Source organism: Plantibacter sp. MPB07 (assembly GCF_046619465.1).
Classification (GTDB): domain Bacteria; phylum Actinomycetota; class Actinomycetes; order Actinomycetales; family Microbacteriaceae; genus Plantibacter; species Plantibacter auratus.
Map to the genome: position 1 here is coordinate 1,920,475 of NZ_CP177043.1, position 25,341 is coordinate 1,945,815.

Sequence of the window (25,341 nt, forward strand, 5' to 3'; positions counted from 1 at the left end):
GCTCCTGATCGTGACGGGGAGGGTTTCCGAATCGTCCCTCGGTGTGTCACAGTAGTGGCCTGAGACAACGTTGTCTAGCTTGCGTCGGGTCACCCCCGGCGTGAAGAACGGAGGGTCCATGGGCGAGATCGTCGTCGCCGGCCACATCTGCGTCGACCTGTCGCCAGGGCTGAGCGCGAGCGCACGCATCGATCCGGGCGCCCTCATCGACACCGGTCCGCTCCGCATCTCCCTCGGCGGCTGCGTCGCGAACACCGGCCTGGCCCTCGCCGATCTCGGGAGCACGGTCCGCCTGCACGCGACGGTCGGCGACGACGAGCTCGGCGCGATCGTCGCCTCACGCATCGCCGCGCACGACCGACTGCACCCGGCGCTCGAGGTCACCGACCGGGCCGCGACCTCCTACAGCGTCGTCGTCGAGCCCGCCGGCCTCGACCGGACCTTCTGGCACCACACGGGCGCGAACGAGGTGTTCACCGGCGAGCACCTGGCCGTCGGCGACGCGGACCTCGTCCACCTCGGCTATCCCCCGCTGCTCCCCGGGATCGTCGCCGACGATGCGGCGCCCCTCGCGAGGCTGCTCGAACGGATCCACCGACACGGCGCGACCACGTCGATGGACCTCGCCGTCGTCGACCCGACGAGCGCCGTCGGCCATCTGGACTGGGAGGCGATCCTCCGGCGCACCCTGCCGCTGACCGACATCGTGAGTCCGAGCGTCGACGACCTGCGTTCGGCGCTCGGCACGCTCCGCCTCCCGGCCGGGACCAGTGCATCGCCCCTGGCCCAAGCGGCGGTGTTCGCGGACCTCCTGCTCGCCTGGGGTGCCGGCGTCGTGGCGATCTCGGCCGGCGAGGACGGGCTACTCCTCCGGGCCGCCGGTGTCGACCGCCTGCGCCTGGGCGGACGGATGCTCGCACCGCTCGCCGAGGCCTGGGCCGACGTCGACCTCGTCGCGCCGCCCGTCCCCGCACCCGCGTTCGTGTCGACCAACGGCGCCGGCGACGCGTCGACCGCCGGCCTGCTCTTCGCGATGTCACGCGGTGCAGCACCGGTGGAGGCCGCCGAACTCGCGGGCGCGAGTGCCGCTGCGACGATCGCGGGACGCCGGCCGACGGCGGCCGAGATCACCCGACTGCGACCCGGGCTCAGCAGGCTCTTCGCGGTCGCGGGGGCGGACGAGCCGATCGCGTGATCTCGCATACGCCAGGATGGTGAGCATGCGCAGCTCCCGACCCCCGACCATGAACGACGTCGCCGCGGCGGCCGGGGTGGGGCTGAAGACGGTGTCGCGGTACGTGAACGGCGCGACGAACATCAACCAGGAACTGTCGGAACGGATCGGCGCGGCGATCGAGGCCCTCGGCTACCGGCACAACCTGGCGGCCGCGAGCATCCGGCCCGGGCGGTCCAGCAAGGTCATCGGGCTGATCATCAGCGACCTGGCGAACCCCTATTACTCCGTGTTGGCACGCTCGGTGGAGCGCGTGTGCACGGAACACGGCTACCTGCTGATGTCCGCGAGCTCCGAGGAGGACGCCGACCGGCACCGACTCCTCGTCGACCGGCTCGTCGCGCAGCGCGTGGACGGCCTCGTCGTCGTGCCACCACGGCAGGCGACCACGGCCTGGGCGACGAGCACGGTCGTGCACGTCCCGATGGTGCTCGTCGACCGACCGACCGGGCCGCTCGAGTCGGTCGAGGTGCACACGGTGCTCGCCGACAACGCGGGCGGGGCGACCCGCGCGACCGCGGCCATGCTCGCCGCGGGCGCACGACGGGTCGCGTTCCTCGGCGACTCACTCGAGCTGTACACGATGCGTGAGCGACTCGCCGGCTACCACCGGGCGCTGGCTGAGGCCGATCTCGGCGGCGCGACGGGGACGGGGCCGATCGAGCCGATCGTCTCCGACGGCGCACACTCCGTCGAGGACGCTGCGGCGGTCGTGGCGGGGTTCCTGGTGTCGGGCGAGGTCGACGCCGTGTTCGCCGCGAACAACCGGGCCGCGATCGGGGCCATGCAGGCGTTCGCGACGGCGGGCCGACGGCTGCCGCTCGTCGGGTTCGACGACTTCGAGGCGGCACCGCTCGTGACGCCGGCGGTGTCGGTGGTGGCGCAGGACGTGGCGCTCATGGGCCGGGTCGCGGCGGAGACGCTCCTGGCGCTCATCGCCGGCGAGGCGGGCCCGCCCGTGACCCACACCCTCGACGTGCGTCTGGAGCTGCGCGGCTCCGAGCGCTGACGCCCTTCGACAAGCTCAGGGACCGGGGACGGGTGCTCAGGGACCGGAAGAAGTGTTCCCGGACGCCCTTCGACAAGCTCAGGGACCGGAAGGGGCGCTCAGGGACCGGGGACGGGTGCTCAGGGACCGGGGACGGGCGCTCAGCGACCAGCGGGGTACGTGAGGCCGTGGCCGAAACGGAAGAGCGGGTCCTCGGTGTCGTAGGGGACGTCGGACCGACTCGCCTCGACGTCCGCCATCGAGCGCGGCAGGTCGAACGGCAGCCGGCCCTCCGGCAGCGCCCGACCGAAGACGACGTCGAGGAACGCCGCGTCACTACCGCCGAAGCTCGCGACGAGCGCCGCGACCGCGTCCACCACCCCGGTGAGGATCGCCGGTCGGTCGAGGTGCATGTCGAGCACGGTCGGCACCGTCAGCGCGAGCACGCGCAACCGCTCGACCTCGTCGGCCGGGATGTCTAGGGAGCCTGCGTGGAACATGGCCTCGAAGCCGCCGGGCCGCGGTTCGTACGGCGTCTGCATGCGCACGAGGGCGACGTCCGCCGAAGCCGGATCCGCGACGACCTCGCCGTACGCGCCCGCGACCTCGGGATCGACGCCCTCGAGGTACAACCGCGGACGCGGCGAGCGCACCGGCAGCGTCTCCTCCACGTTCGTCAGGACGGTGAACGCGCGGCGCTGTGCGGCCTCGCCGGCGGCGACGAAGTCCGCGCGCCCGACGACCCCGCTCGCGGCGCCCGCGTCGACGTACGGCTGCTCGAAGAGCCCCAGCACGAACTTCTCGCGCAGCAGTCGGCGCACCGAGGCGTCGATGCGATCCTCGGTGACACGTCCCTGCTCGACGAGTTCGACGACGAGCTCGGGTCGGGCCTCGCCACCGAACTGGTCGCAGCCGGCCTGCAGGATGCGCTCGACCCGGGACAGCTCGTCGAGGTGCTCCAGACCCCAGGCGCGCGCGGGCATGTCCTGCCCCATGATCGACGTGTCGGTGACGAGTCCCCAGTCGGTGCAGACGATGCCTGCGAAGCCGAGTTCCTCGCGGAGGAGCCCGGTGATGATCCCGTGGTTGAAGGCGAACGCGACCTCCTCGTGTTCGGTCCCGACGGGCATGCCGTAGTACGGCATCATCTGCGCGGCTCCGGCGGCGATCGCGGCGCGGAACGGGATGAGGTGGTAGTCGAAGTTGTCGCCGGGGTACACCTGTTCGCGCCCGTAGGCGAAGTGCGGGTCCTCCCCGTCGAGCTGGGGCCCACCGCCCGGGAAGTGCTTCGTCATCGTGGAGACCGACTGCGGCCCGAGTTCGGCACCCTGGAACCCTCGGATGTAGCCGGCGACGAGTTCGGCACTGAGCTCGGCGTCCTCACCGAACGTGCCACCGATGCGCGACCAGCGCGGCTCGGTCGCGAGGTCGACCTGCGGGTGGAGCGCCAGCCGGATCCCGACGGCGAGGTACTCCTGCCGCGCGGTGTCGGCGAACGCCTCGACGAGGTCGGCCGATCCGATCGCCGCGAGGCCGAGCGTCTCGGGCCACTGCGAGAAGGCGCCCGCGCGGGCCGCCGTCCCCACGTTGTCGGTGAAGTGGTTGCGCGGGTCGGTCGACAGCGTGACCGGGATGCCGAGTCGCGTGCGCGACGCGCGCTCCTGCAGGGCGTTGGTCCACTCGGCGAGCGCCGTCGTGTCGGGCGCGGTGCCGAGCACATTGAAGTGGGACATGAGCTGCTCGCCGATCATGTGCTCGCCACTCGCGAGTCCCATGTGCGGGTTCGCCTCGTCGATGGGCCCCGGGGCGATCATCGTCTGGAAGAGCATGCCGGCCTTCTCGGCGACGGTCATCCGTCCGAGGAGGTCCTCCACCCGGTCCTCCACCGGCAGGCTCGCGTCGCGGTAGGGCAGCGCCGGTTCATGCTCGCTCATGGTGGTCCGTTTCTCGTCAGTGAGTGGGGCGGCGTCGGGATCACCCGGGCTCAGGCGAGCCGGAAGCGAAAACCGAACTCCGTTCGGGAACGGAGCGTGACTCCAGTATGCCCGCTGACGAGGATCACGCAAGACTCAGTCGGCGTGATTCCCCATGGCGCGCAGCCCGTCGGCCAGCCAGTCCAGCGACGGGGAGACGCCTGGCGCGACCGGATGGCGATTGAGGTGGCCATGGAGGACGCCTGGCTCGAGCCGACTGCGGACGGGAGCACCGGCGGCCTCCGACGCCGCGATGAGCAGCTCCCCCGACGGCCGGAGGTCGTCGAACTCCGAGAGCAGGACCCACAGCGGCGGGCGGTCCGGGGTCACGGGGACGATTCCCGGCAGGGCGAGCTCGGGCACGTCCTCCAGGCGACCGACGTAGTTCCCGACCATCCAGTCGATCGACTCGGTCGGGAACCGCATGAAGTCCGGCAGGACCGCCATCTCGGCCAGGACGTCCGCGGGCAGGGCTGGCACGACGGCGTGCAGGAACGGGTAGGCCAGCAGCACGGCGTCCGCGCGGCGATCGCTGCGGAGTGAGGCGGCGAGCGCGAGGGCCGCTCCGGCGCTTGCTCCACCGATGGCCGTCCGCGCACCGGGAACGGCCGACCGCTCGTCGTCGAGCTGCTCCCAGACCGCGAGCACGTCGTCGAGCGGCACCGGGTATCGCGTCGTGCCGTCCGCCAGTCGGTAGTCGACGGAGACGACCTCGGCACCAGCTCGCGCCGCCAGTTCGGCGCTCACGACGTGCGCCTCCGGCCAGTCGAGCGTCCCCGCCGCGAAGCCGCCGCCGTGCACCCAGAGGAGGGCGACACCACTGGGGTCGGCCGGGACGTAGCGTCGGATCGGGACCGTGCCGTGCGGACCGTCGACGACCTCGTCGGTGATCACCACGTCGCTCGGTGGGCTCCACGGCCCGTCGTCACCGTATGCGACGAGTCGTTCCTGGAACGCCTCGTCGAGCGTCCCGCCGGCGGCGGCGCGATCGGCGTTCGAGAACCCGTCGAAGAGGCTCAGGCGGTCGCGGTAGTACGGATCGAGTGACATGCGCCGAGCCTACCCAGCCGACTCGGTCGACTCGGTCGACTCAGACCACGATGCCGCCGACGCGGTGGAGGTAGACGTCGATGGCGTCCCGGCTCTCCTGGATGCAGCCGAGCTTCGCATCCAGTCGCTCGCGATGCTCGAGCAACCGCTCCAGCACCTCAGCCGAGGGCGTCACCTGGTAGATCGTGTCGTCGTCCTCGAAGCAGGGCAGGACCTGGAGGATGAGCGCGGTCGGCATGCCGACGGCGATCAGCTCGCGGATGCGCTGCACCTTCGCGACGAGGTGGTCCCCGTACTCGCGGTACCCGTTCGGGCAGCGGGTCGGGCGCAGCAACCCCTGTTCCTCGTAGTACCGGAGCAGCCGCGGCGTGCTCCCGGTGGCCGCCGCCAATTCGCCGATGCGCATGCAAGACCCCTTCGACCGAGTTGTGTCCTCTTGGAGCAGCCGTCGGTGCCGGGCGGATATTCCCGGCGCACCCTCGTCGACTTGACCCTGCCACCAGTGGCAGGCCGGGAGACTCACCGACATGACCACCGACAGTTTGCGCACGGCACGATCCACGCCCCCTCCTGCCACCCGAACCCGCTCTCCCCTCCCGACCGCGCTGCTCCTCGCCGCCGTCGGATTCGTGACACTCCTCACCGAGGTGCTCCCGGCCGGGGTCCTCCCCGCGATGGCCGCCGACCTGGGCGTCTCGGAGTCGATCGCAGGCCAGAGCGTCGCCGTCTTCGCACTCGGTTGCATCGTCGCGGCGATCCCGCTCAGCCGTGCGCTCGCGAAGCTCGACCGCCGGACGGTCGTACTGCTCGCCCTGGTCGTCTCGGCGCTCGCGAACGCCGGCACGGCCGTCGCGCCCGAGCTGCTCACGCATCTCGCGACCCGGTTCATCGCGGGGCTCGTGGCCGGCGTCGTCTGGGCGATGCTCCCGGGGTACACCCGCGGGTTCACCACCCCGGAGCGGTTCGGTTCCACCCTCGGCGTCGTGCTGTCCGGTGCCACGCTCGGCTTCGCGCTCGGCGTCCCGGCCGGCGCGGTCCTCGGTGAGGGGTTCGGTTGGCGCACGGTGTTCGGGATCGTCGCCGCCGCCACCGCGCTCCTCGGCGTCCTCGCGGTCGTCGTCGCTCCCCGCGTGGCAGGCAGCGCCCCCGGGCGTTCGACACGCATGGGTGCGGCGCTCCGCATTCCCGCGGTCGTCACGATCCTCGTGGCCCTCGCCGTCTGCATCATCGGCCAGAACATCGCGTACACCTACCTCGCACCCGTCCTGTCCTCCCGCGGGACGCCGGTGCCGCTCGGGTTGCTCCTCGCCACGTTCGGTGTGGCGTCGGTCGTCGGGACGCTCGGCGCCGGACGGCTGGCGAACCTGCGCCTCGGGACGACCATCCTCACGGCCGCCCTCCTCGGGACCGTCGGCCTCGCCGTCGTGGCCTGGGATCCCCCGGTCGTCGTCCTCCTCATCGCCGCGGCAGGCTGGGGGCTCGCCTTCGGCGCCTACTCCGTGCTCTTCCAGGTGGCGATCGCGCGGGTCGCCGGGAACGCTGCGGACGCGGCGCAGTCGGCGCTCGTCACGGTGTGGAACTGCTCGATAGCCACCGGCGGCGCGGTCGGCGGGATCATCCTCGGCACCTGGGGCCCGGCCCTGCTCCTCCCGGCAGCGGCCTCGCTGACCGTCGTCGCCATCCCCCTCTGCGCCGTGATCGCACGCGCCGTCCGCCGCGGGTGAACGATGGAGGACCCGGCACGCCAGCGCCGGGTCCTCCTAGACTCGATGCGATGCCCGTCCCGTTCCTCCACTCGCCGAACATCCTGTTCGACACGGTCGTGGACCGCACGGAACGGCTGTCCCCCGGCTTCCTCCGCCTCACCCTCGCCGGTGCCTCGCTCGCCGACTTCGCCCCGTACGAGCGGGACCAGCGGATCAAGATCCTGCTGCCGGGAGACGACGGCGCCTACCCGGAAGGACTCCACGACGGCCTGCCGGAGCACGCGTGGCGGCGCACCTGGCGCGCACTCCCACCGGCGGACCGCCCGGTGATGCGCAGCTACACGGCCCATCGCGTCAGGCCGGCGCAGCAGGAGGTCGACCTCGACGTGTTCATCCACGAGCCGGCGGGCCCGGCCAGTCGATGGGCGCTCGGCGCGCGGGTGGGCGACCGGCTGCTCGTCTCGGGGCCGGACATCCGTCGCGGCGACCCGACACACGGCGTCCAGTGGGCGCCCGGCACCGCGACGACCGTCCTCATCGCCGCCGACGAGACGGCCTTCCCCGCCGTCCACGGGATCTTGCGCTCCCTCGACGAGGACGTCCGCGCCCACGTCCTCCTCGAGCTCGGCGACCCCGCCGACACCGCCCTGCTCGGGCCGCTGCTCGAGCGCCACACGGTCGACGTCCATGAACGGGCCGGGCAGGCGGGCGGTGACGCGCTCGTCGCCGGCGTCGAACAGTGGCTCCGGACACACGGGTCGTCGGCGGCGACTCTGGGCACCGGCTTCGCCGCTTGGCTGGTGACCGAGAGCACCCGGATCCCCCTCCTGCGCGCTGCGACGACCGACCACGGGATCGACCCGGAGCGCGTCCACGGGCAGGGCTACTGGAACGCTCGCCCCAGAGCCACACCCGAATGAAGGTTATGCTTGCCTTACTCGGTCGCATGCGTCGCGACCCGCTCGAAAGGTAATCCGTGCCCCTCCCCCTCGCCCATCGTCGACGTCTCGTCGCCGTCGCCGCCCTCTCCATCGCCGCCCTCGGCCTCTCCGCCTGCAGCAGCTCGAGCGCCTCGACCCCCTCGGACACCGCGACGAGCGCGACCCACGTCATGGAGCACGCCCACGGCGAGACCAGCATCCCCGACGCACCCAAGCGGGTCGTCGTCCTCGAACCGGTGCAGCTCGACACGACCGTCGCGCTCGGCATCACCCCGGTGGGCGCAGCGGTGCTGAACGAGACCGCCGGCGTCCCCGCCTACCTCGGCGAGGAGGCCGCCGACATCCCCACCGTCGGGACCGTGGCGGAGCCGAACGTGCAGCTGATCGCCGCCGCGAAGCCCGACCTCATCATCGGCACCGAGTCGCGGCACTCCGCCCTGTACGACCAACTGTCCGAGATCGCGCCGACCGTGTTCATGGCGACGCAGACCGACCCCTGGCGCGACAACGTGCACTTCGTCGCCGAAGCACTCGGTGACCCGGACGGCGCGGACGAGCTCCTCGACGCCTACGACGCACGCTGCGCGGAGATCGCCGAGGAGCACGACACCGCCGGGAAGACGGCACAGCTCATCCGCCCGCGCGACGGCGTCCTGACGCTCTACGGCCCGACCTCCTTCGCCGGCAGCACCCTCGAGTGCGCCGGGTTCACGACGCCCGAACACGCCTGGGAGGACATCTCCCTCGACCTCTCCCCCGAGCGCGTGCTCGAAGCGAAGGCCGACCAGGTCTTCGTGACGAGCGTCGATCCCGACGACACCTCGACGCTGCCCGCCTCCCTCACCGCGAACACCGACGCCTTCCCCGAGCTGCACCTCGTCGACCAGTCCTTCTGGATCACCGGCGTCGGCCCCCTCGGCGGCATGGCCGTCCTCGACGACCTCGACCGGCTGCTCTCCGACGGGTCGTGACGAAGCCGACCGCGATCCTGAACGTCAGCGACACCTCGGTGGGACGGCGGGCGCCGCGGCGACACCGCCTGCTCATCCCACTGCTCGCGGGCGTCGCAGCGCTCGCGGTCGCCGTCCTCCTGTCGCTGTTCGTCGGCGCGAACCCGATCGCTCCGGATGACGTCCGTGCGGCGCTCCTCGGCACGGGCTCGGACGAGGCGAACTTCGTCGTGTGGGATCAGCGGGTGCCGCGCACGGTCGCGGCGCTGGCCGTCGGTGCAGCCCTCGGCGTCGCGGGTGCGCTCATGCAGGCGTTCACCCGGAATCCGCTTGCCGACCCCGGCATCCTCGGCGTCAACGCCGGGGCAGGCTTCGCGGTCGCCGTCGGCCTGGCGTTCCTCGGTGTCCGAGCGCCGGGCGACATCGCCTGGCTCGCCTGCGGTGGGGCGCTCGTCGTCACCCTCGTCGTGTACGCGATCGGTTCCGGCGGGCGTGAGCAGTCCTCCACCGCCCGCCTCACCGTCACGGGTGTCGCGTTCGGTGCTGTACTCGCCGGGCTGACGACGGGGATCGCCATCACCCACCCCGACGCGTTCGACCGGATGCGCGGCTGGAACGCCGGCAGCCTGCTCGAACGCGACCTCGGTGTCGTCGTGCCGGTCCTCCCCTTCCTCGCCGTGGGGCTCGTCCTGGCCGCGGCGAGCGCGCGGAGCCTGAACGCGATCGCCCTCGGCCCGGACGTCGCCAGAGCACAGGGCGTCAGCGTCACGCGCAGTCGCATCCTGGTGCTCGCCGCGGTGACCCTGCTCGCCGGTGGCGCCACCGCGATCGCCGGGCCGATCGCCTTCGTGGGCCTCGTCGTGCCCCACCTCGTGCGCTGGTCGGTCGGCAGTGACCAGCGCCGCATCCTCGGGGGTTCGGTCCTCGTCGGCTGCGTCCTCGTGCTGTGCTCCGACGTCGTCGGACGGATCGCGGTGCTCCCAGGTGAGATGCCCGTCGGGCTCGTGACCGCGTTCGTCGGGGCGCCCGTCCTCATCGCGCTCGCCCGACGCAGAACGGCCTCGGGACTGTGAGCACGACACGGGAACAGGTGACCGCCGGTCCGATCACCGGGCGCCGACCGGCACGACGAGCCCTTTTCGTCTGCGCCGCCGCACTCCTGGCGATCGTCGTCGCGGGGATCGCCGGTCTCGCGCTCGGCGACTACCCGCTGACCACCGACGAGGTGATCGGCGTCCTCACCGGACGCGTCGACGGCCTGGCCCGCACGGTCGTCCTGGACTGGCGCCTGCCCCGCGTGCTCGCGGCGATCGGCTTCGGCGCAGCGCTCGGTGTCTCGGGAGCGATCTTCCAGACGCTCACCCGGAATCCGCTCGCGAGCCCCGACATCATCGGCCTCGCGAACGGTTCGTTCACCGGGATGCTCGTCGCGCTCCTCCTCCTCGGCGGCAGCTGGCCGGCGTTGATGGCCGGGTCGCTGCTCGGCGGTCTGGCTGCCGCGGTCGCGATCTTCATCCTGGCCCTCCGCCAGGGCTTGTCGGGCTTCCGGTTCATCGTCGTGGGCATCGGCGTCTCGGCCATGCTCGCCGCGTTCAACAGCTGGCTGTTGCTCCGGGCCGACCTCGACGTCGCGCTCTTCGCGGCGGCCTGGGGCGCGGGGACGCTCAACACCGCGACCGCGACCGTCGTCTGGCCGGCACTCGCGTGCCTCGTGGTGCTCTTCGCGGTCCTGCCGTTCGCCGCCCGTCCGCTCCGCCAGCTCGAACTCGGCGACGACGTGGCTGCCGCGACCGGAGTGCGCCTCACCCGCGAACGCGCCATCCTCATCGGCCTCGCGGTCGCGCTGGTGAGCGCGGTGACCGCGGTCGCCGGCCCGATCGCGTTCATCGCCCTGGCCGCGCCGCAGATCGCACGCCGACTGACCCGCTCGCCAGGCATCCCGCTGGTCGCGACGGGGCTCGTCGGCGGCGTCCTGCTCCTCGCGTCCGACCTCGTGGCCCAGCATCTGATCCCGCTGACGGTGCCGGTCGGCGTCGTCACGGTGGTCGTCGGCGGGCTGTACCTCACGCAGTTGCTGCTCCGGGAACGCCGGCGCTGACGGTCGGTACCGGACCACTCAGCGGGCGTCGTCGAGCTCCAGCAGTTCGCCGACCGTGCAGTCGAGCACCCGGCAGATCGCTGTCAGCGTCGAGAACCGGATCGCCTTCGCGCGGTCGTTCTTCAGCACCGACAGGTTCACCACGCTCACCCCGACGAGCTCGCTGAGCCGGGCGAGGGTGAGACCACGGTCGGCGAGCAACCGGTCGAGGTTGCAGTGCACGCCGGTCGCGACGTCCTCCTCGGGCGCCGGCACCATCAGACGAGTCCCTCGGTGTCGGCGCGCAGGCGCTCACCGGCGCGGAAGGCGATCGCGAGGCCGCCGACCGCCATGGCGACGAAGAACGGGATCCAGGTGAGCGGGTAGGGGGTTCCTTCGACGGCGCCGTCGGTCGCTGCCGCGAGCGCGCCGTTGGACGCCATCGTGCCGAACCAGGTGTCCGCGATCCACCCGCAGAGGATGGCGATGGAGGCGATCGAGAGCAGCCGTGCGTTCCCGGGCGCGAAGGCATCGCCACGCAGCAGGCGGCGGAAGAAGCGGAACGCGCAGACGATGACCACGAGGTTCGCGATCGCCGGCAGGATCGCGGCGAGCAGCACGCACACGAAGGTCACCACCGGGAGGTCGGCCACGACGACCGAACCCTGGTCGATCGTGAAGGCGCCGGCTCCTGCCGCACTCGGCAGGACAGCGTCGACGGCGTCGAAGAACACGGGCACCCGGGTCCCGTCGGTGCCGAAGACGTCGAGCAGCCGGAGGACGAGCGTGACGACGACAGCCCCTGCCGCGACGACGGCGGCACCGAGCACGGACACGAGGTCGTTGCGGTTGGAGCGCTCGGTCTTCGCAGCCTGCCAGGCCGCGTGGTCGAAGGCGGACGGCGTCGGGCGATCGGTGGACTCGGTCATGATCATCACATCCATATCGATTGTCGTTGGTATCGATAAACGATATGCCGAGACCGATCAGAACGCAAGAGGGGGCGGAGAGCACGTCCACCCGACCGGATCACCCGGGCGGCGACCCGTCGAGCGCCTCGAGCTGACGCAGCGCCGCCTCGGCGCGCTCGAGTCGATCAGCCGCCGGCTCCTCCCACCACTTCGGGCCGCGTTCACCGAGCCCGTGCTTGGCGAGGCCGACGCGACGGCGGGCAGCAGCGACAGCGTCGTCGTCACCCGCCCGCTTCGCGACGCCGACGCCCGAGCGCCCGCGGCCGAGATGGGACTGCAGGGACGCGACGAGCTCCGACGGCAGACTCGGATCCGTCCGGCGCCAGCGCCTGCCGTTCACGACGAACCAGTGCTCGTCCTCCACCGGCCCGTCGTCCGATCGCGGCGTCACGGGTGCCTCCCGGAGACGACGCAGGGCCCGGCCCACCGCGAATGCGGACGAGACCGGACCCTGGAGGTCATGACGACGCGATCAGCCGTTCTTGACGGCGTCGAGCACGCCCGCCCAGCCGAAGGCGGAGATGGCGTCGGCGAAGGTCGAGTCGCCTCGTCCCTCGCCGATCTGCTTGCCCGAGGCGTCGCGGACGACGACCGTGTGGTCCTTCTCGGCCTCGGTGCCGTTGCCCTCCTCGATGAAGTCGATGTGGATCTCGCTGTCGCCGAGGGTGCCGGTGACCGTGGTCGTGGCGTCCTTCTCGGTGGTCTTCGTCGTGAGGAACGGACCGCCGCCAAGTGCCGCGAGCGCCTCGTTGATCTGGTTCGTGAGCGATGAGGTGTTCATGTGTCTCTCCCTACGGTGGTGAAGCGTCCAGGGTAGTGAGCGGACCCGGGAACGGCGGGAGCATGGCGCTCGCGCACGAGATGTGCGATGGGGCGAGCGGAGACGTCGACTGGAGTCGGCGACCGGACACGGCGACCGGAGTCGCCGCAGGAGCAGAAGATCCGCCTCGCGTCAACGGTCGGCACCATCCAGGTGCCGTCGGAGCCGCGAGTCGTAGGCTGCGAGCCACGCAGACCGGCACCCCGACACCGACGGGCCGGTCGACGAGACGAAGGAGACCCCCATGGCCGGAGACACCGACCCCTACACGACCCTCAACAAGCTGCTCGCGGACTTCCGCTTCGCGATGCTCACCACGGTGGACCTCGACGGCAAGCTCGTCGCCCACCCGCTCACCGTCCAGGAGCGCGAGTTCGACGGCGACCTGTGGTTCATCGTCGGCAAGGACGCCTCCGCCGTCCAGCAGCTCGACGTCAACCCGAACGCCGGCGTCACGCTGAGCTCGGACAGCTCATGGGTGTCGCTCGCCGGCACCGCCGAGCTCGTCGAGGACCACGCCAAGCTGGAAGAGCTCTGGAACAGCGTCGTCGAGGCCTGGTTCCCGGACGGCCCCTCCGACCCGCGCGTCGGTCTGCTGAAGTTCTCGGCCGACAGCGCCGAGTACTGGGACAGCCCCGGCGGCAAGATCGCGACCGCCGTCGCGTTCGTGAAGTCGAAGGTCACCGGCGAGACCTACGACGGCGGCGACAACGCGAAGCTCGACCTGTAACGAACGGTCGCCTGGACACCGTCAGGCGCGTTCGTCCGCCAGGACACCGCCGAGGATGCGGGCCGCCTCATCGAAGCGACCCGCGTCCTCGCCGGAGTAGTTGACCCGGAGGTAGGACCCCGCGGGCTCCGCCGGGAACCACTCGGTGCCGTCGGAGACGATGAGCCCACGGCTCTCGCAGGTGCGGACCACGCGCGGCACATCGGTGCCTTCCGGGAGCCGCAGCCACAGGTTCAGTCCACCGAGCGGCAGCCGCTCGAGGTGCGCCGTCGGGGCGTGCTCGCGCAGGCTCGCGACGAGCAGGTCCCGCCGGGCCCGGAGGAGCGGTCGCAGACCACGGAGGTGCGACCGCCACCCGGGCTGGGTGACCACGTCGAGGGCCGCGGCCTGCAGGACCCCACTGATGTACATCGACTCGGCGGCCAGGTCGGCCAGGATCCGGTCGTGGGCGGGCCCCCGCGCGATGACGGCGGCGACCCGCAGCGCCGGCGAGACGCTCTTGGTCAGCGACCGCAGGTAGATGACGTGTCCGTCGTCGTCGAGCGCGGCGAGCGGCCGGGCATCGACGTCGATCGCGAGGTCGTGCGCCCAGTCGTCCTCGATGAGGAACGCGCCGTGCCGCCGGACGGTCTCGAGGATCGCGACCCCCGTCTCCGGCGACCAGCGGCCGCCGGTCGGATTCGCGAAGGTCGGCTGTGCGTAGAACGCCCGCGCACCGGTGTCCTGGAACGCGCGCTCCACGACGTCCGGGTCCGGTCCGTCCGGACCGGTCGGCACGGGGACCAGCGTCACGCCCGCCTGCTCGGCCGCGAGGATCGCACCCCAGTAGCTCGGCGACTCGATGAGCATCGGCTGCCCCGGGCCGACGAGTGCCCGGAAGATCGAGCTGAGTCCGCTCTGGCTGCCGGAGATCACGATGACGTCCCGCGCGGTCGGCGGCGTGACCCCGGGCGGTGCGGCTGCCGCGAGGTCGGCTGCGAACCACGCCTGGAGCTCGGGCGAGCCGGCCGCCGGCGATCGGGTCATCGCCACGTCGGTGCGGGCGGCACGCGCGAGCGCGGCGCGGACCAGCCGTTCAGGCAACAGTTCTCGGGCGGGGTATCCGGAGTGCATCGCGATCGCGGCGGGTGCGACCGACCGTTGCGCCGAGGAGAGCGCGCCAGAGCGCCACGGGAGCGCCCCGAGCGCAGCGGTCTGCCAGCCGTAGTCGACCGACCGCGCCGGACGAGCCGCACGCACGAAGGTACCGACGCCCGGCCGACTCTCGATGAGCCCTCGGCCGGCCAGCTGGCGCATCGCGTTCTGGACGGTGACGGGGCTCGCTGCGAACTCGGCGGTCAACGCCCGATTGGAGGGCACGCGTGCACCCGGAGGTGCCGCTGCGATCCAAGCGGTCATGGCGGCGACGATCCGCCCGGTGCTATCGTTGTCCATGAGCCCACAGAGTAGCGTTATCGTGACGCCGGCGCGAGTGTTATCCCGCACCGGGTTCGGCTGGGGCTTCCTCGGCGTCATGGCGTTCTCCTTCACGGTCCCCGTCACGAAGGTCGCACTCGTCGGACTCTCGCCACTCTTCATCGGTTCCGGGCGCGCGGTCATCGCAGCCCTGCTCGCCGCGATCACCCTCGCCACGCTGCGAGCGCGACGACCGACCGGCGTGCAGTGGGCTCGCGTCGCGATCGTCGCCGGCGGCGTCGTCGTCGGATTCCCGCTCCTGACCTCCTTCGCCCTGACCACCGCTCCCGCCGGTCACAGCGCCGTGGTGATCGGCCTCCTCCCGGCGGCGACGGCGGTCGCCGCCGTCCTCCGGGGCGGCGAGCGCCCGACGCGTCACTTCTGGATCTTCGCGGGGTCTGGCGCGGTCGCGGCGATGCTGTTCGCCTCGGTGCAGCACGGCGGCCTCGCGCCGCTGGCCTGGTCGGACCTCCTCCTCCTCGGCGCCGTCGTCGCGGCCGCCGTCGGCTACGCGGAGGGCGGACTGCTCGCCCGGGAGCTGGGCTCCTGGCAGACGATCTCCTGGGCGCTCGTCGTGGCAGCACCGCTCATGGTCGCCCTCACAGCGCTGTCGATCGTCCAGCAGCCGCCGACCGCAGCCAGCGGCAGCTGGCTGGCGTTCGGCTACCTCGGCGTCGTGAGCATGTTCCTCGGCTTCTTCGCCTGGTATCGCGGACTCGCGATCGGCCCGATCGCCCGGGTCAGCCAGATCCAACTCGTCCAGCCGGTGCTGAGCATCGTCTGGGCGGCCCTCATCCTCCGCGAGCGACTCGACTGGGCCACCGTGCTCGGCGGGCTCGCGGTCATCCTGTGCGCCGGCCTCGCCGTCCGCACCCGTCTCGACCGGAAGTGACCCCATCATGCGCCACACCCCCACGTACCTGATGACCGACGTCGACGAGGTCAAGCGCCTCATCCGCAACCACCCGTGGGCGACGTTCGTCTCGCCCGTGAGCACCGGACTCGTCGCCTCCCACTACCCGGCGATCCTCGAGGAGGACCGGGACGAGCTGTCGATCGTCAGCCACTTCGGCCGACCGGACGAGCGCTCGCACGAGCTCGGTGAGCACGAGATCCTCGTCATCATCCAGGGACCGCACGACTACGTCTCGCCGAGCTGGTACCCGGAGGGCCAGCTGATCCCGACCTGGAACCACGTCACCGCGCACCTGTACGGCACGCCGGAGGTCCTCAGCGAGGACGAGAACTACGAGATGCTCTCGCGACTCACCGACCACTTCGAGGACCACCGACCGGACGGCCGCCACCTGTCCCAGGACGAGGCCGGCACCCGACGCGCCGCGAAGGGGACGGTCGGCCTGCGGATGCGGGTGACCCGATTCGACGCCCGCGCCAAGCTCAGTCAGAACAAGACGCCCGAGGTGGTCGACGACATCACCGCGCACCTTGCGGAGCGGAATCCGGCACTGGCCGAGGAGATGCGCCGTCAGCAGGATCGGCGGCCGGCGGGGCACTGACCCGACGGGCACCGACGCGACCGCGGGCGTCGCTCACGAGCACGAGGGCGACGCCCGCCGCACTGAGCAGGAACCCGCCGGCCGTCAGGAGCGTGAACGGCTCCCGGAAGAGGACCGCACCCGCGACGGCGGTCGTCGGCGCGACGAGGAACAGGAGCGCGTTGAGGACCGTGACCCCGATGCGACGCAGCAGCCACCAGTAGAGCCCGTAGGCCGACAGCGTCGGGACGAGCGCGAGGAAGAGCGTCGTGAGCCAGAAGGTCGCGTCGCCCGGCGGCACCGCCTCACCGGCCGCGAGGGCGAGCACGGCGAGAAGCACCATGGTCGCCGTCGCGTGGACGGTCAGCGTGAGGAGGACCGGGGATCGGTGCGGCGAGCGCCGTTCCAGGATCGTCGCGGTGATGAGGCTGACCATGGCCAGTGCGGGCAGGGCGTAGGCGATCGGCGGTGCGTCCGAGGCGCCGAACTGGGACTGCACGATGAGGAACACCCCGACTGCGCCGATCCCGAGCCCCAACCATTGAGCGCCCGGGACCCGCACGTGCAGCAGCGGTCCGGCGAGCGCCGCGATGACGAGCGGCTGGACGGCGTCGATGAGCGCGGTCGTCCCGGTCGAGATGCCCACGGCGACCGAGGCGTAGACGAACACGACGTAGCCGAACTGCGCGAACAGGCCGATGACGAGCTGCGACCACACCTGTGCCCGGGTGGCGTTCCGCCACTGCCCGCTGAGCAGTAGCACGATCGCGAGCCCCACGGCGAGCGGGACGAACCGCCAGAGGAGCACGGTGAGCACCGGCACGTCCTCGGTTCCGATCTTCGCGACGATGAACCCGGAGCTCCACGCGAGGACGAACCCGATCGCCGCGAGGGGGACGATGACCGCGCGGATCGCACGAACCACAGGTATACCGATCTGTTTACTCATCCCGGCAGTATACAGACTGGTATAGTCTTCGCATGACGGTCGACACTCCAGAGCTCGCACCCCTCACGCCGGGTGCCCGACGCGTGCTCGACGCCGCCTCCGTGCTCTTCTACGAGAACGGCATCCACGCGGTCGGCGTCGACACCATCGCGGAGGCGGCCGGCGTCACGAAGAAGACGCTCTACGACCGCTTCGGCAGCAAGGAGGCCCTCGTGCTCTCCTACCTGCAGCATCGCGACGCCCGCTGGCGCGTCTGGGTCGACGAGTTCCTCGCCCGGCACCCGGAACCCGGGATCGACCGGGTCCTCGCGATCTTCGACGCGGCGATCGGCTGGTCGGACGACAACAGCCCCAAGGGCTGCAGTGCCGTCAACGCCCGCGCGGAGATCCCCGACCACGCGACGAGCGGCCTCGTCCTTCCCGAGGTCACCCGACAGAAGCAGTGGCTCCTCGACCGCTTCGCCGAGCTCATCACCGAAGCCGGCCTGTCGGACCCCGGGGCGCGTGCCCGCGAACTCATGCTGCTGTACGAGGGCGCCATCGTGACGGTCGGGATGCGCACCTTCCGCGAACCGTTCGAGACCGCGCGTGCGATCGCGCGTCGACTCCTGGCCGCCTGACCGGAGCCGGCGCCGGTCTGTCGCCGACAACCCGACATCGCGTAGGGTCTCGGGATGGACTTCACCGACGACGCCATCGCCGCCGACCACGAGAACAGCACCGACCGCATCGCCATCGTGACCGGGGTCGGGCGCCGCCGCTCGATCGGCGCGGGACTCGCCACCGGTCTCGCCGCGGACGGTTGGAACCTCGTCCTCAACGCCTGGCGACCCTACGACGACCGCGTCGGCTACGAGCGGACCCCCGACGACCCCGAGTCGATCGCCGACGAGTGCCGTGCGCTCGGCGTGACCGTCGAGCTCGTGCTCGGCGACCTCGCCGACCCGGCGTTCCCGGCCGAGCTCGTCGGGCGGGCGGCGCAGCTGGGTCCCGTGTCGGGGCTCGTCATGTCGCACTGCGAGTCGGTGGACAGCTCGATCCTCACGACGGACCTCGACAGCTGGGACCGTCACTTCGCCGTGAACGCGCGCGCGACGTGGCTGCTCATCAAGGCCTTCGCCGAACAGCTCCCCGTGCAGGAGGCACCGCCCCGGGTGGCCGGTCGCATCGTCGCCCTCACGAGCGATCACACCGTGCACAACCTCCCCTACGGGGCGAGTAAGGGCGCGCTCGACCGCATCGTGACCGCTGCGGCGGTGGAGCTGGGCGACCGCGGGGTGCGGGCGAACGTCATCAACCCGGGTCCGATCGACACGGGTTGGATGACCGACGACATCCGCCGCTGGGGAGCCGAGGCGACGCCCGCCGGCCGGCTCGGAACGCCGTCCGACACCGCCGACCTCGTCCGCTTCCTGTTCTCGCCGGCCGGGTCCTGGATCAACGGCCAGGTGCTCTCGAGCAACGGCGGGTTCAACGTCGGCTAGGGGCGTCGCTCCCGGCCGACCCGCGCACGGATGTCGGCGATGTCGGCCGGCATGATCCGGCAGCAGCCGCCGACGATCGTCGCCCCGGCCTCCAGCCAGGCCTCCACCTCGCCGACCCCGGCGGCTCCGCGCCAACAGCGGGCGTCGGCGTCCCAGCGCTCGCCCGAGTTCGGATAGACCACCACCGCCTTGTCCGTCACGGACCGCGCAGCGGCGATGGCCGGGAGGACCTCGTCCGGGTGCGAGCAGTTGACACCGACGGCCTGGAACTCGTCGATCCCCTCGACCAGTCGGAAGCCCTCCGCCATCGGCTCGCCCGAGCGGAGACGACCGCCCTCCACCGTGAACGACAACCATGCCGGCACGCCCGAACCACGCACCAGATCGGCGAGCGCCATCGCCTCGTCGAGCGTCGGGATGGTCTCGAGGGCGAGGAGGTCGGGGCCGGCGTTGGCCAGCACCGCCAGACGCCGCTCGTGCCGCTGCCGCAGCTCGGTCCGGCTGAGACCGGAGGCACCCTCGTACTCCGAGCCGTCGCCGAGCGTCGCACCGTACGGACCGACCGACGCGGCGACGAGGAGCGGGGCGTCGGGGTCCGATTCCGACCGCGTGTCGCGCGCCGCACGCGCCACGTCGACGCTCGATCGCAGGAGCCGTTCGGTCTCGGGAGGCGCGATGCCGATGCGCTCGAACGCGTCGAACCCGACCTGGTACGACGAGGTGATGGCGATCTGCGCACCGGCGGCGAAGAACTCCCGATGAGCGTCCAGAATGGCCCGTGGCTCCTCAAGCAGCAGACGAGCGCTCCACAGCGCGTCGGAGAGGTCGTGCCCTCGTGCCTCGAGCAGCGTTCCGAGACCGCCGTCGAGGGTCCAGACACCGCTCCGAACATCCATGCCGTCCATTGTGCCCGCACCACCGCGGGGAGGGGCGCCACTGGACACCTGGTATTGTCTATACCCGTCCAGAGCCGAGAGGACGCGTTCTCCCCGAGAACGACCCGCCACCCGACGTGCAGCTCCCCCGAGCTCCGTGCCAGTGCAGCATGGCGATCCTCCGGCATTTCTCGGGCACTGAGCGACTACGCGAGTGCCGAATGATTCAACACGACTGTCAGGAAACGAGTACTACTTGTGAACTCCAGCGACAACGCGGCATCATCGTCCCCCGCATCCCCCTCCCCCAAGACCGGCCGGAAGCCGGCCCGCAAGACCAGGCGCCTCCGCGTCGACGACGTCCTCGTCGTGAAGCGGTCGCGCATCCGCACCGCCATCTCGGGCACCGTCGTCGGCAACTTCATGGAGTGGTTCGACTTCGGCATCTACGGCTACCTCGCGGTCACGATGACCGTCGTCTTCACCGAGGGACTCCCTCCTGAGGCCGGCATCCTCGTCACCCTGTTCGGGTTCGCCGTGTCGTTCCTCGTGCGTCCGCTCGGCGGGCTCGTGCTCGGACCACTCGGCGACAAGATCGGCCGGAAGAAGATCCTCTTCCTCACGATGTCGATGATGGCCGCGGCCACCGCGCTCATCGGCGTGCTGCCGACCGCCGCCCAGATCGGGCTGTGGGCCATCGCCCCGCTGTACCTCCTCAAGATGATCCAGGGCTTCTCGACCGGTGGTGAGTACGCCGGCGCTTCCACCTACGTCGCCGAGTTCTCACCGGACCGTCGCCGCGGGTTCTGGGCCTCCTGGCTCGACGTGGGGTCCTACGTCGGCTTCGCGGCCGGTGCCGGGACCGTCGCCCTCACCACGCTGATCGCGGAGGGCCTCGCCGGCCCCGACGCCATGACCGAGTTCGGTTGGCGCATCCCGTTCCTCATCGCCCTGCCGCTCGGTGCGGTGGCGGTGTGGTTCCGCCTCAAGATCCCCGAGACCCCGGCCTACGAGGTCGCCGAGACCGCCGGGGGGATCGAGTCCGAGCACGAGGACCCCATGGCCCGCCAGGGTGTCTTCGGGATCTTCCGTCACTTCTGGCGCCAGATCCTCATCGCGATGGCGATCGTCGCCGCGACGAACACCGCCGGCTACGCACTCACGAGCTACATGCCGACCTACCTCGAGAAGGACGTCGGCGTCTCCAACCTGACGGCCGCGGTCGCGACCATCCCGGTCCTGCTGATCATGTCCGCCTGTCTTCCGCTCGTCGGCCGGATGTCCGACAAGCTCGGTCGCAAGCCCGTCTACCTCATGGCCGTCGGTGCGACCCTCGCCCTCATGGTGCCGGCGTTCGCGGTCATGCAGATCGGTGAGATCTGGGCCATCTTCATCGCCCTCTTCATGGTGGCCGCCCCGGTCGCGCTGTGGGCGGGACCGTCCGCGGCCTCGCTGCCGGCGTTCTTCCCGACGGCGTCCCGCTTCGGCGCGATGGCGATCGCCTACAACCTGTCCGTCTCGCTCTTCGGCGGCACGACGCCGCTGTTCAGCGAGTTCCTCATCCAGCTCACCGGCAACACCTTCATGCCCGCGTTCTACATCATGTTCTTCGCGGCTGTGGCGGGCGTCGGCGTGCTCACGATGCGGGAGACGGCTCGTCGTCCGCTCATCGGCTCGGTGCCGACGGTCGAGACGAAGGCCGAGGCGGTGGAACTCGTCAAGGGGCAGGACGACAACCCGCTCATCGACACCCACACGATGCCACTCGACATCCTGCCGCCCGCGTCGACCAGCGGTGCCGCGGCGGACGGCCAGGACGGGCGCGTCACGACGCCCGTCGGCTAGCGGGTTCGTCGACGCGTTCGTCGAGGACGACGCGTTCGGTGAGCATGATCGGGGCGGGTGCGCGGTGCGCATCCGCCCCGTCGCGTCCGACCCGCTCCAGGAGTGCGGCCTGCCAGCCGCCGCTCGCGACCGGCTTCGCCGGGGCAGACGGTACGGTCGGCTCCACCTGCGCCTCCGACGTCGTCGACCGCTCGAGCTGCGCGACCGGGCCACGCTCCTCGACGAGCGCCTCCTGGATGATCCGTCGAGGATCGAACTGTCGAGGGTCGAGACGTTTCCACTCGGTCGGGTCGAATTCCGGTCCAAGTTCCTCGGCGGCTCGCGCCTTGGTCGTGGCGACGAGGTCGCGGACGGTGCGGACGAGCACCCCGAGTCGCTCGGCGTACACCGGCAACTGTTTCGGGCCGATGAGCACGGCCGCGAGGACGCCGATGACGATCAGCTTGTCCATGGTGAGTCCGAACACGATGCGCTCCGATGATCAGGCGGCAGGGGTGTCGGCGCGGGTGTCTGCGCGCGTGTCTGCGTCGGCCGACACCTCGTCCTTCAGGATGCGCGCCGACTGCCCGACGCTGCGGGCGAGGCTGGGGAGTTTCGCCGCGCCGAAGAACAACAGGATGACGGCGAGGACGATGAGGGCGTGCCAGCCGGTGAGGTTCTGGAGGAATCCCATGACGGGTCCTTTCGGGTCGATGCGGGTCGGGACGGGAATGCGTGGAGGTGCCGCGGTCAGCGTCCGCTCGGCGGCGTTCCACCGCCGCCAGCCCCGCCACCACCGGACGGAGCGGCACCGGCGGTCGGCGTCGTCGTGGTGTCCACCCGGACCGTGAGCGCCACCTGGTATCCCGAGGTCGCGTCGCCCGTCACCGTCGCGAGCTGCAGGGCACCGCCGTCGTCACCGAAGACGTTGTCGTCGTCGAGACTCACCTGGGCGAGGTTCCCGCTCGAACCGTCGTAGCCGGACAGCGCGTAGACGGTGTCGCACGCCGCCTGCGGCAGGGCGACCTGCGAGGTCGCGATGGCGTTCGCGGAGTCGGAGATGTCCGCGACCGTGGGGTACACCTCGAAGTGGATGTGCGGCCACCGGCCCGAGTAGCAGGCCGGGAAGATCGAGGTGTACGAGACGGTCCCCGAGCTGTCGGCGACCTGGACGCCGCGGAGGTAGGTCTCGTCCTCGATCCCGTCGGAGTACATCGAGTAGCCGCCCGACGCGTCGCAGTGCCAGACGTACACGGCGACGTCGGCGAACGGGGCGTCACCGTTCGCCATGTCGAGGATGGTGAGCGAGAGGGCCATGGGGACCCCGCTCGCGGCGGTCCCGGACCCGATGCTCGACCGGATGTCGCTGCGGACGATGCCGGACTCCTCGAGCACGTCGGCTCCGTTCGAGCCGTCGCCCGGGTAGGGGCCAGCGGTCTCGTCGGGGATCTCGCCCGATGGGAGGTCGCCGGTCGCCGTCGCGGTGCTCGTGCCGGAACTCGCGGCACCCGTGCTCGTGCTGCTGCTGCCGGACGCCCCGGTGGAGCAGGCGGCGAGCGCGACGGCCCCGACCCCGGCGCCCATGAGGCTCAGCACCGTGCGTCGGCTGACGAGGGTCCCGAGGTCGAACGCGACGCCCTGGTCGACGACCTCCTCGTCTGCCCGGTCGAGCAGGCGGCCCTCGTAGGCCGGGCCGTCCGGGGTGGTCTCGGGTGTCGGGATCCTGCTCATGGTGCGCCTCGCCTTCGTCTGCGATCGGTGGTCTCGATCGGTCGTGAGACGAGCATCGGCGTGCCGGCTATGGGCTTCCTCTGAGCCGTCCATACGTCGTCGATGGGTCCGCTGGGTGATTGCCGAGTCCGCTGATCAGCGCGGGGTGGCCTTGAGCCCGTTGGGCGGTCCGTCGCGGTCGGAGGTGGTGCGCGGCACGTCATACCGGACGAGCGCGTCGGCGCGTTCCAGGCTCGGCTGCACGCTCATCAACACCCGCTTGAGCGGATCGATGTCCCAGGCGATGACGAAGTACGCGTCGGCGCCGCCCCGATCCCGGCGCCGTTCGATGACCGCCTTCGGGATCACCGGGTCGTTCCGCATCACGAGCCACGTGTCGTGGTCGAGGCGGATCGGACGCGGGCGGGTCATGTGTCGAACATACGTTCGAATGTCGCGGGAGGCAAGTCGACGATCGAGCTGCTTAACTTTGCTTAACCGCTTGACCACCTTCTCAGCAGCCCGCTACGGTAACTGCGTAACCGATTAACCACTCACTGCAGAGGACGTCATGAACCAACGAGGGTTCCACCAGCCGAACGGCGCATGGGTCGGAGACGTCATCCCCTGGCAGGAGGACGGTGTCTTCCACCTCCTCTACCTGCACGAGTCGCGTCGCGTGCCCAAGATCGGCATGCCGTGGCATCGCGTGACCACCCGGAACCTCGTCGACTTCGACGACCTCGGCGAGGCACTGGCGTCGGGCGGACCGTCCGCGCCGGACTTCAACGTCTACACGGGCAGCGTCGTCCTGGGCCCCGACGGGGTCCACCACGTCTTCTACACGGGACAACACCCGGAGCGCCGCGGTGCCGACGGTCTGGCGCTGCAACTCGTCATGCACGCCGTCAGCACCGACGGCATGCGCACTTGGGAGCGCCGGGAGGCCGACACCTTCGGCGCCACCGCAGGGTATGAGACCGCCGACTGGCGGGATCCCTTCGTCTTCTGGGACGAGGACGCGGCCGTCTGGCGGATGCTCATCACCGCCCGACACGCACACGGCCCGGAACGGCGTCGCGGCGTCATCGCCCAATGCATCTCCACGGACCTCTCGACCTGGGAACCCGTCGAGCCGTTCTGGGACCCATGCCGCTACATCGCCCACGAGTGCCCCGAGGTCTTCCAGTGGGGCGACTGGTGGTACCTCGTGTACTCCGAGTTCAGTGAGTCGTTCACGACGCGCTACCGGATGTCGCGCACCCTGCACGGCCCCTGGATCGTCCCCGAGCACGACACGCTCGACGGACGCGCCTACTACGCGGCGAAGTCCGCCGCCCGCGACGGACGCCGGTTCTTCTTCGGCTGGATCGCCTCGCGTGAGGGAGCCCACGACGCCGGCGCCTGGCAGTGGGCCGGCACCATGTCGGTCCTCGAAGCGGAGCAGCGTGCCGACGGCACCCTCGCCTTCCATCCGCCCACCGAACTCCGCGACACCTTCGCGCCCGCCGACGAGCCGACGGACACCGTCGTCGCCCCGGGCACGGTCCTGAGCGCCCCCGACGGGTACGCCGACGCCCTGTCGGCCGTGGACGCACCGAGTTCCTTCCGACTGGTCGCCCGGTTCGACATCGCCCCCGGCACGACCGAGTGCGGCGTCCTCCTCCGGGCGAGCGACGACGGCGACGAGGGCTACGTCCTGCGCCTGGAGCCGAAGCGCGACCGCCTCGTGTTCGACCGCTGGCCCCGCTCCAGTACCGGCACGGAGCAGTGGCAGATCTCGGGCGACGTCCCGTTCGTCGTCGAACTCGAACGCCCCTGCCACCTCGCCCCCGGCTTGCACGAGCTCGAGGTGATCGTCGACGGCGACCTCTGCGTCGCGACCGTCGACGACGCGGTCGTCCTCAGCACGCGCCTCTACGACCGACCGAGCGGTCGCGTCGGCGTCTTCGTCGGTGAAGGGACCGTCACCGTCGAGGCGTGCACGCTCCTGGAACGCGACGGCGGCGACTCCGACGACGACCCCACCTCACACCGACTCCTCACCAGCACCACGTCCTGATCCCGACACCACGCTCCGCCCTGCTGCACCACCACCCGCACACCCG

28 protein-coding genes are annotated in these 25,341 nt (G+C 71.1%); 14 read left to right on the forward strand and 14 right to left on the reverse strand.

The window, feature by feature from the left end; translation table 11 throughout:
• Positions 1-118 precede the first annotated feature (118 nt).
• Positions 119-1,195: a carbohydrate kinase family protein gene (locus ACLIME_RS08875; RefSeq protein WP_411558687.1), complete on the forward strand. Its 1,077-nt coding sequence runs from the start codon at positions 119-121 to the stop codon at positions 1,193-1,195.
• Between the two features lie 25 nt (positions 1,196-1,220).
• Positions 1,221-2,243: a LacI family DNA-binding transcriptional regulator gene (locus ACLIME_RS08880; RefSeq protein ID WP_411558688.1), complete on the forward strand. Its 1,023-nt coding sequence runs from the start codon at positions 1,221-1,223 to the stop codon at positions 2,241-2,243.
• A 140-nt stretch (positions 2,244-2,383) separates the two neighbouring features.
• Here the strand turns inward: ACLIME_RS08880 and ACLIME_RS08885 are convergent, their stop codons facing one another.
• The 3 genes from ACLIME_RS08885 to ACLIME_RS08895 all read right to left on the reverse strand — a co-directional run bounded on the left by ACLIME_RS08885 (position 2,384) and on the right by ACLIME_RS08895 (position 5,651).
• Positions 2,384-4,156 carry a glycoside hydrolase family 3 protein gene (locus ACLIME_RS08885; protein ID WP_411558689.1) on the reverse strand — a complete coding sequence of 591 codons (1,773 nt, stop codon included), beginning with the start codon at positions 4,154-4,156 and terminating at the stop codon, positions 2,384-2,386.
• 135 nt (positions 4,157-4,291) lie between these two features.
• Complete coding sequence (locus ACLIME_RS08890; RefSeq protein ID WP_411558690.1) at positions 4,292-5,245, reverse strand: alpha/beta hydrolase fold domain-containing protein; 954 nt, start codon at positions 5,243-5,245, stop codon at positions 4,292-4,294.
• A 40-nt stretch (positions 5,246-5,285) separates the two neighbouring features.
• Complete coding sequence (locus ACLIME_RS08895; RefSeq protein WP_137243475.1) at positions 5,286-5,651, reverse strand: MerR family transcriptional regulator; 366 nt, start codon at positions 5,649-5,651, stop codon at positions 5,286-5,288.
• Between the two features lie 121 nt (positions 5,652-5,772).
• Between ACLIME_RS08895 and ACLIME_RS08900 the strand changes: the two genes are divergently transcribed.
• Genes ACLIME_RS08900 through ACLIME_RS08920 form a run of 5 tightly spaced genes read left to right on the forward strand, consistent with a single transcriptional unit; the run spans position 5,773 to position 10,940 of the window.
• Positions 5,773-6,969, forward strand: coding sequence for an MFS transporter (locus ACLIME_RS08900; RefSeq protein ID WP_411558691.1), 1,197 nt, complete (start codon positions 5,773-5,775; stop codon positions 6,967-6,969).
• Between the two features lie 50 nt (positions 6,970-7,019).
• The gene (locus ACLIME_RS08905; protein WP_411558692.1) at positions 7,020-7,871 is read left to right on the forward strand and encodes a siderophore-interacting protein; all 852 of its coding nucleotides are present in this window, start codon (positions 7,020-7,022) and stop codon (positions 7,869-7,871) included.
• A 56-nt stretch (positions 7,872-7,927) separates the two neighbouring features.
• Positions 7,928-8,863, forward strand: a complete 936-nt coding sequence (locus tag ACLIME_RS08910) for an ABC transporter substrate-binding protein (protein ID WP_411558693.1) — start codon at positions 7,928-7,930, stop codon at positions 8,861-8,863.
• Positions 8,860-9,915 (forward strand): FecCD family ABC transporter permease, encoded by a 1,056-nt coding sequence (locus ACLIME_RS08915; protein WP_411558694.1) that lies wholly within the window; start codon positions 8,860-8,862, stop codon positions 9,913-9,915. The genes ACLIME_RS08910 and ACLIME_RS08915 overlap by 4 nt, the downstream gene beginning before the upstream one ends.
• Positions 9,912-10,940 (forward strand): FecCD family ABC transporter permease, encoded by a 1,029-nt coding sequence (locus ACLIME_RS08920; protein ID WP_411558695.1) that lies wholly within the window; start codon positions 9,912-9,914, stop codon positions 10,938-10,940. The genes ACLIME_RS08915 and ACLIME_RS08920 overlap by 4 nt, the downstream gene beginning before the upstream one ends.
• Positions 10,941-10,958: 18 nt before the next feature.
• Here the strand turns inward: ACLIME_RS08920 and ACLIME_RS08925 are convergent, their stop codons facing one another.
• From ACLIME_RS08925 to ACLIME_RS08940, 4 genes are all read right to left on the reverse strand, one after another.
• On the reverse strand, positions 10,959-11,198 hold the full coding sequence (locus tag ACLIME_RS08925; protein ID WP_079706965.1) for a helix-turn-helix domain-containing protein: 240 nt from the start codon (positions 11,196-11,198) through the stop codon (positions 10,959-10,961).
• The gene (locus tag ACLIME_RS08930) at positions 11,198-11,848 is read right to left on the reverse strand and encodes a DUF2975 domain-containing protein (protein WP_137243480.1); all 651 of its coding nucleotides are present in this window, start codon (positions 11,846-11,848) and stop codon (positions 11,198-11,200) included. Before ACLIME_RS08930 ends, ACLIME_RS08925 begins: the two co-directional genes overlap by 1 nt.
• Before the next feature lie 100 nt (positions 11,849-11,948).
• The gene (locus ACLIME_RS08935; RefSeq protein ID WP_411558696.1) at positions 11,949-12,281 is read right to left on the reverse strand and encodes a biopolymer transporter Tol; all 333 of its coding nucleotides are present in this window, start codon (positions 12,279-12,281) and stop codon (positions 11,949-11,951) included.
• Positions 12,282-12,362: 81 nt separating this feature from the next.
• Entirely contained in the window at positions 12,363-12,671 is a 309-nt protein-coding gene (locus ACLIME_RS08940) for a hypothetical protein (protein WP_079706962.1), read from the reverse strand.
• A 283-nt stretch (positions 12,672-12,954) separates the two neighbouring features.
• On the opposite strand from ACLIME_RS08940, the gene ACLIME_RS08945 reads away from it, so the two are divergent.
• A complete protein-coding gene (locus tag ACLIME_RS08945) occupies positions 12,955-13,440 on the forward strand; it encodes a pyridoxamine 5'-phosphate oxidase family protein (protein WP_064294726.1) in 486 nt (161 codons plus the stop codon).
• 21 nt (positions 13,441-13,461) lie between these two features.
• On the opposite strand, the gene ACLIME_RS08950 is transcribed toward ACLIME_RS08945, so the two are convergent.
• Positions 13,462-14,874: a PLP-dependent aminotransferase family protein gene (locus ACLIME_RS08950; RefSeq protein WP_411558697.1), complete on the reverse strand. Its 1,413-nt coding sequence runs from the start codon at positions 14,872-14,874 to the stop codon at positions 13,462-13,464.
• Between ACLIME_RS08950 and ACLIME_RS08955 the strand changes: the two genes are divergently transcribed.
• Both ACLIME_RS08955 and ACLIME_RS08960 read left to right on the forward strand, forming a co-directional pair.
• A complete protein-coding gene (locus ACLIME_RS08955) occupies positions 14,873-15,787 on the forward strand; it encodes a DMT family transporter (RefSeq protein WP_411558786.1) in 915 nt (304 codons plus the stop codon). The two genes, ACLIME_RS08950 and ACLIME_RS08955, sit on opposite strands and share 2 nt — an antisense overlap.
• Positions 15,788-15,794: 7 nt before the next feature.
• A complete protein-coding gene (locus ACLIME_RS08960) occupies positions 15,795-16,412 on the forward strand; it encodes an FMN-binding negative transcriptional regulator (RefSeq protein ID WP_411558698.1) in 618 nt (205 codons plus the stop codon).
• On the opposite strand, the gene ACLIME_RS08965 is transcribed toward ACLIME_RS08960, so the two are convergent.
• Entirely contained in the window at positions 16,330-17,340 is a 1,011-nt protein-coding gene (locus tag ACLIME_RS08965) for a DMT family transporter (RefSeq protein ID WP_411558699.1), read from the reverse strand. The genes ACLIME_RS08960 and ACLIME_RS08965 overlap by 83 nt on opposite strands.
• Positions 17,341-17,372: 32 nt before the next feature.
• On the opposite strand from ACLIME_RS08965, the gene ACLIME_RS08970 reads away from it, so the two are divergent.
• On the forward strand, positions 17,373-17,960 hold the full coding sequence (locus ACLIME_RS08970; RefSeq protein WP_191941548.1) for a TetR/AcrR family transcriptional regulator: 588 nt from the start codon (positions 17,373-17,375) through the stop codon (positions 17,958-17,960).
• A gap of 54 nt (positions 17,961-18,014) precedes the next feature.
• Positions 18,015-18,824, forward strand: a complete 810-nt coding sequence (locus ACLIME_RS08975) for an SDR family oxidoreductase (RefSeq protein ID WP_411558700.1) — start codon at positions 18,015-18,017, stop codon at positions 18,822-18,824.
• On the opposite strand, the gene mmuM is transcribed toward ACLIME_RS08975, so the two are convergent.
• On the reverse strand, positions 18,821-19,720 hold the full coding sequence (gene mmuM, locus ACLIME_RS08980) for a homocysteine S-methyltransferase (RefSeq protein ID WP_411558701.1): 900 nt from the start codon (positions 19,718-19,720) through the stop codon (positions 18,821-18,823). The genes ACLIME_RS08975 and mmuM overlap by 4 nt on opposite strands.
• A 237-nt stretch (positions 19,721-19,957) precedes the next feature.
• Between mmuM and ACLIME_RS08985 the strand changes: the two genes are divergently transcribed.
• Positions 19,958-21,544, forward strand: a complete 1,587-nt coding sequence (locus ACLIME_RS08985) for an MFS transporter (RefSeq protein WP_208612368.1) — start codon at positions 19,958-19,960, stop codon at positions 21,542-21,544.
• Here ACLIME_RS08985 and ACLIME_RS08990 read toward each other — a convergent pair.
• The 4 genes from ACLIME_RS08990 to ACLIME_RS09005 all read right to left on the reverse strand — a co-directional run bounded on the left by ACLIME_RS08990 (position 21,525) and on the right by ACLIME_RS09005 (position 23,665).
• Positions 21,525-22,010, reverse strand: coding sequence for a Sec-independent protein translocase TatB (locus tag ACLIME_RS08990; protein WP_411558702.1), 486 nt, complete (start codon positions 22,008-22,010; stop codon positions 21,525-21,527). The genes ACLIME_RS08985 and ACLIME_RS08990 overlap by 20 nt on opposite strands.
• A gap of 15 nt (positions 22,011-22,025) precedes the next feature.
• Positions 22,026-22,217 carry a twin-arginine translocase TatA/TatE family subunit gene (locus ACLIME_RS08995; RefSeq protein ID WP_124769778.1) on the reverse strand — a complete coding sequence of 64 codons (192 nt, stop codon included), beginning with the start codon at positions 22,215-22,217 and terminating at the stop codon, positions 22,026-22,028.
• A 56-nt stretch (positions 22,218-22,273) separates the two neighbouring features.
• Positions 22,274-23,254, reverse strand: a complete 981-nt coding sequence (locus ACLIME_RS09000; RefSeq protein WP_411558703.1) for an intradiol ring-cleavage dioxygenase — start codon at positions 23,252-23,254, stop codon at positions 22,274-22,276.
• A 135-nt stretch (positions 23,255-23,389) separates the two neighbouring features.
• Complete coding sequence (locus ACLIME_RS09005; protein WP_079706952.1) at positions 23,390-23,665, reverse strand: hypothetical protein; 276 nt, start codon at positions 23,663-23,665, stop codon at positions 23,390-23,392.
• A 139-nt stretch (positions 23,666-23,804) separates the two neighbouring features.
• Here ACLIME_RS09005 and ACLIME_RS09010 point away from each other — a divergent pair, with 139 nt between their 5' ends.
• A complete protein-coding gene (locus tag ACLIME_RS09010; protein ID WP_411558704.1) occupies positions 23,805-25,295 on the forward strand; it encodes a GH32 C-terminal domain-containing protein in 1,491 nt (496 codons plus the stop codon).
• Positions 25,296-25,341: the final 46 nt, after the last annotated feature.

Coding starts and splice junctions, on each gene's coding strand:
- ACLIME_RS09005 (WP_079706952.1), bottom strand. CDS start 23,665: ATGACCCGCCCGCGTCCGATCCGCCTCGACCACGACACGTGGCTCGTG.
- ACLIME_RS08905 (WP_411558692.1), top strand. CDS start 7,020: ATGCCCGTCCCGTTCCTCCACTCGCCGAACATCCTGTTCGACACGGTC.
- ACLIME_RS08975 (WP_411558700.1), top strand. CDS start 18,015: ATGGACTTCACCGACGACGCCATCGCCGCCGACCACGAGAACAGCACC.
- ACLIME_RS08995 (WP_124769778.1), bottom strand. CDS start 22,217: ATGGGATTCCTCCAGAACCTCACCGGCTGGCACGCCCTCATCGTCCTC.
- mmuM (WP_411558701.1), bottom strand. CDS start 19,720: ATGGATGTTCGGAGCGGTGTCTGGACCCTCGACGGCGGTCTCGGAACG.
- ACLIME_RS08945 (WP_064294726.1), top strand. CDS start 12,955: ATGGCCGGAGACACCGACCCCTACACGACCCTCAACAAGCTGCTCGCG.
- ACLIME_RS08875 (WP_411558687.1), top strand. CDS start 119: ATGGGCGAGATCGTCGTCGCCGGCCACATCTGCGTCGACCTGTCGCCA.
- ACLIME_RS08930 (WP_137243480.1), bottom strand. CDS start 11,848: ATGACCGAGTCCACCGATCGCCCGACGCCGTCCGCCTTCGACCACGCG.
- ACLIME_RS08925 (WP_079706965.1), bottom strand. CDS start 11,198: ATGGTGCCGGCGCCCGAGGAGGACGTCGCGACCGGCGTGCACTGCAAC.
- ACLIME_RS08955 (WP_411558786.1), top strand. CDS start 14,873: ATGAGCCCACAGAGTAGCGTTATCGTGACGCCGGCGCGAGTGTTATCC.
- ACLIME_RS08900 (WP_411558691.1), top strand. CDS start 5,773: ATGACCACCGACAGTTTGCGCACGGCACGATCCACGCCCCCTCCTGCC.
- ACLIME_RS08885 (WP_411558689.1), bottom strand. CDS start 4,156: ATGAGCGAGCATGAACCGGCGCTGCCCTACCGCGACGCGAGCCTGCCG.
- ACLIME_RS08960 (WP_411558698.1), top strand. CDS start 15,795: ATGCGCCACACCCCCACGTACCTGATGACCGACGTCGACGAGGTCAAG.
- ACLIME_RS08965 (WP_411558699.1), bottom strand. CDS start 17,340: ATGAGTAAACAGATCGGTATACCTGTGGTTCGTGCGATCCGCGCGGTC.
- ACLIME_RS08890 (WP_411558690.1), bottom strand. CDS start 5,245: ATGTCACTCGATCCGTACTACCGCGACCGCCTGAGCCTCTTCGACGGG.
- ACLIME_RS08880 (WP_411558688.1), top strand. CDS start 1,221: ATGCGCAGCTCCCGACCCCCGACCATGAACGACGTCGCCGCGGCGGCC.
- ACLIME_RS08895 (WP_137243475.1), bottom strand. CDS start 5,651: ATGCGCATCGGCGAATTGGCGGCGGCCACCGGGAGCACGCCGCGGCTG.
- ACLIME_RS09000 (WP_411558703.1), bottom strand. CDS start 23,254: ATGAGCAGGATCCCGACACCCGAGACCACCCCGGACGGCCCGGCCTAC.
- ACLIME_RS08950 (WP_411558697.1), bottom strand. CDS start 14,874: ATGGACAACGATAGCACCGGGCGGATCGTCGCCGCCATGACCGCTTGG.
- ACLIME_RS09010 (WP_411558704.1), top strand. CDS start 23,805: ATGAACCAACGAGGGTTCCACCAGCCGAACGGCGCATGGGTCGGAGAC.
- ACLIME_RS08940 (WP_079706962.1), bottom strand. CDS start 12,671: ATGAACACCTCATCGCTCACGAACCAGATCAACGAGGCGCTCGCGGCA.
- ACLIME_RS08970 (WP_191941548.1), top strand. CDS start 17,373: ATGACGGTCGACACTCCAGAGCTCGCACCCCTCACGCCGGGTGCCCGA.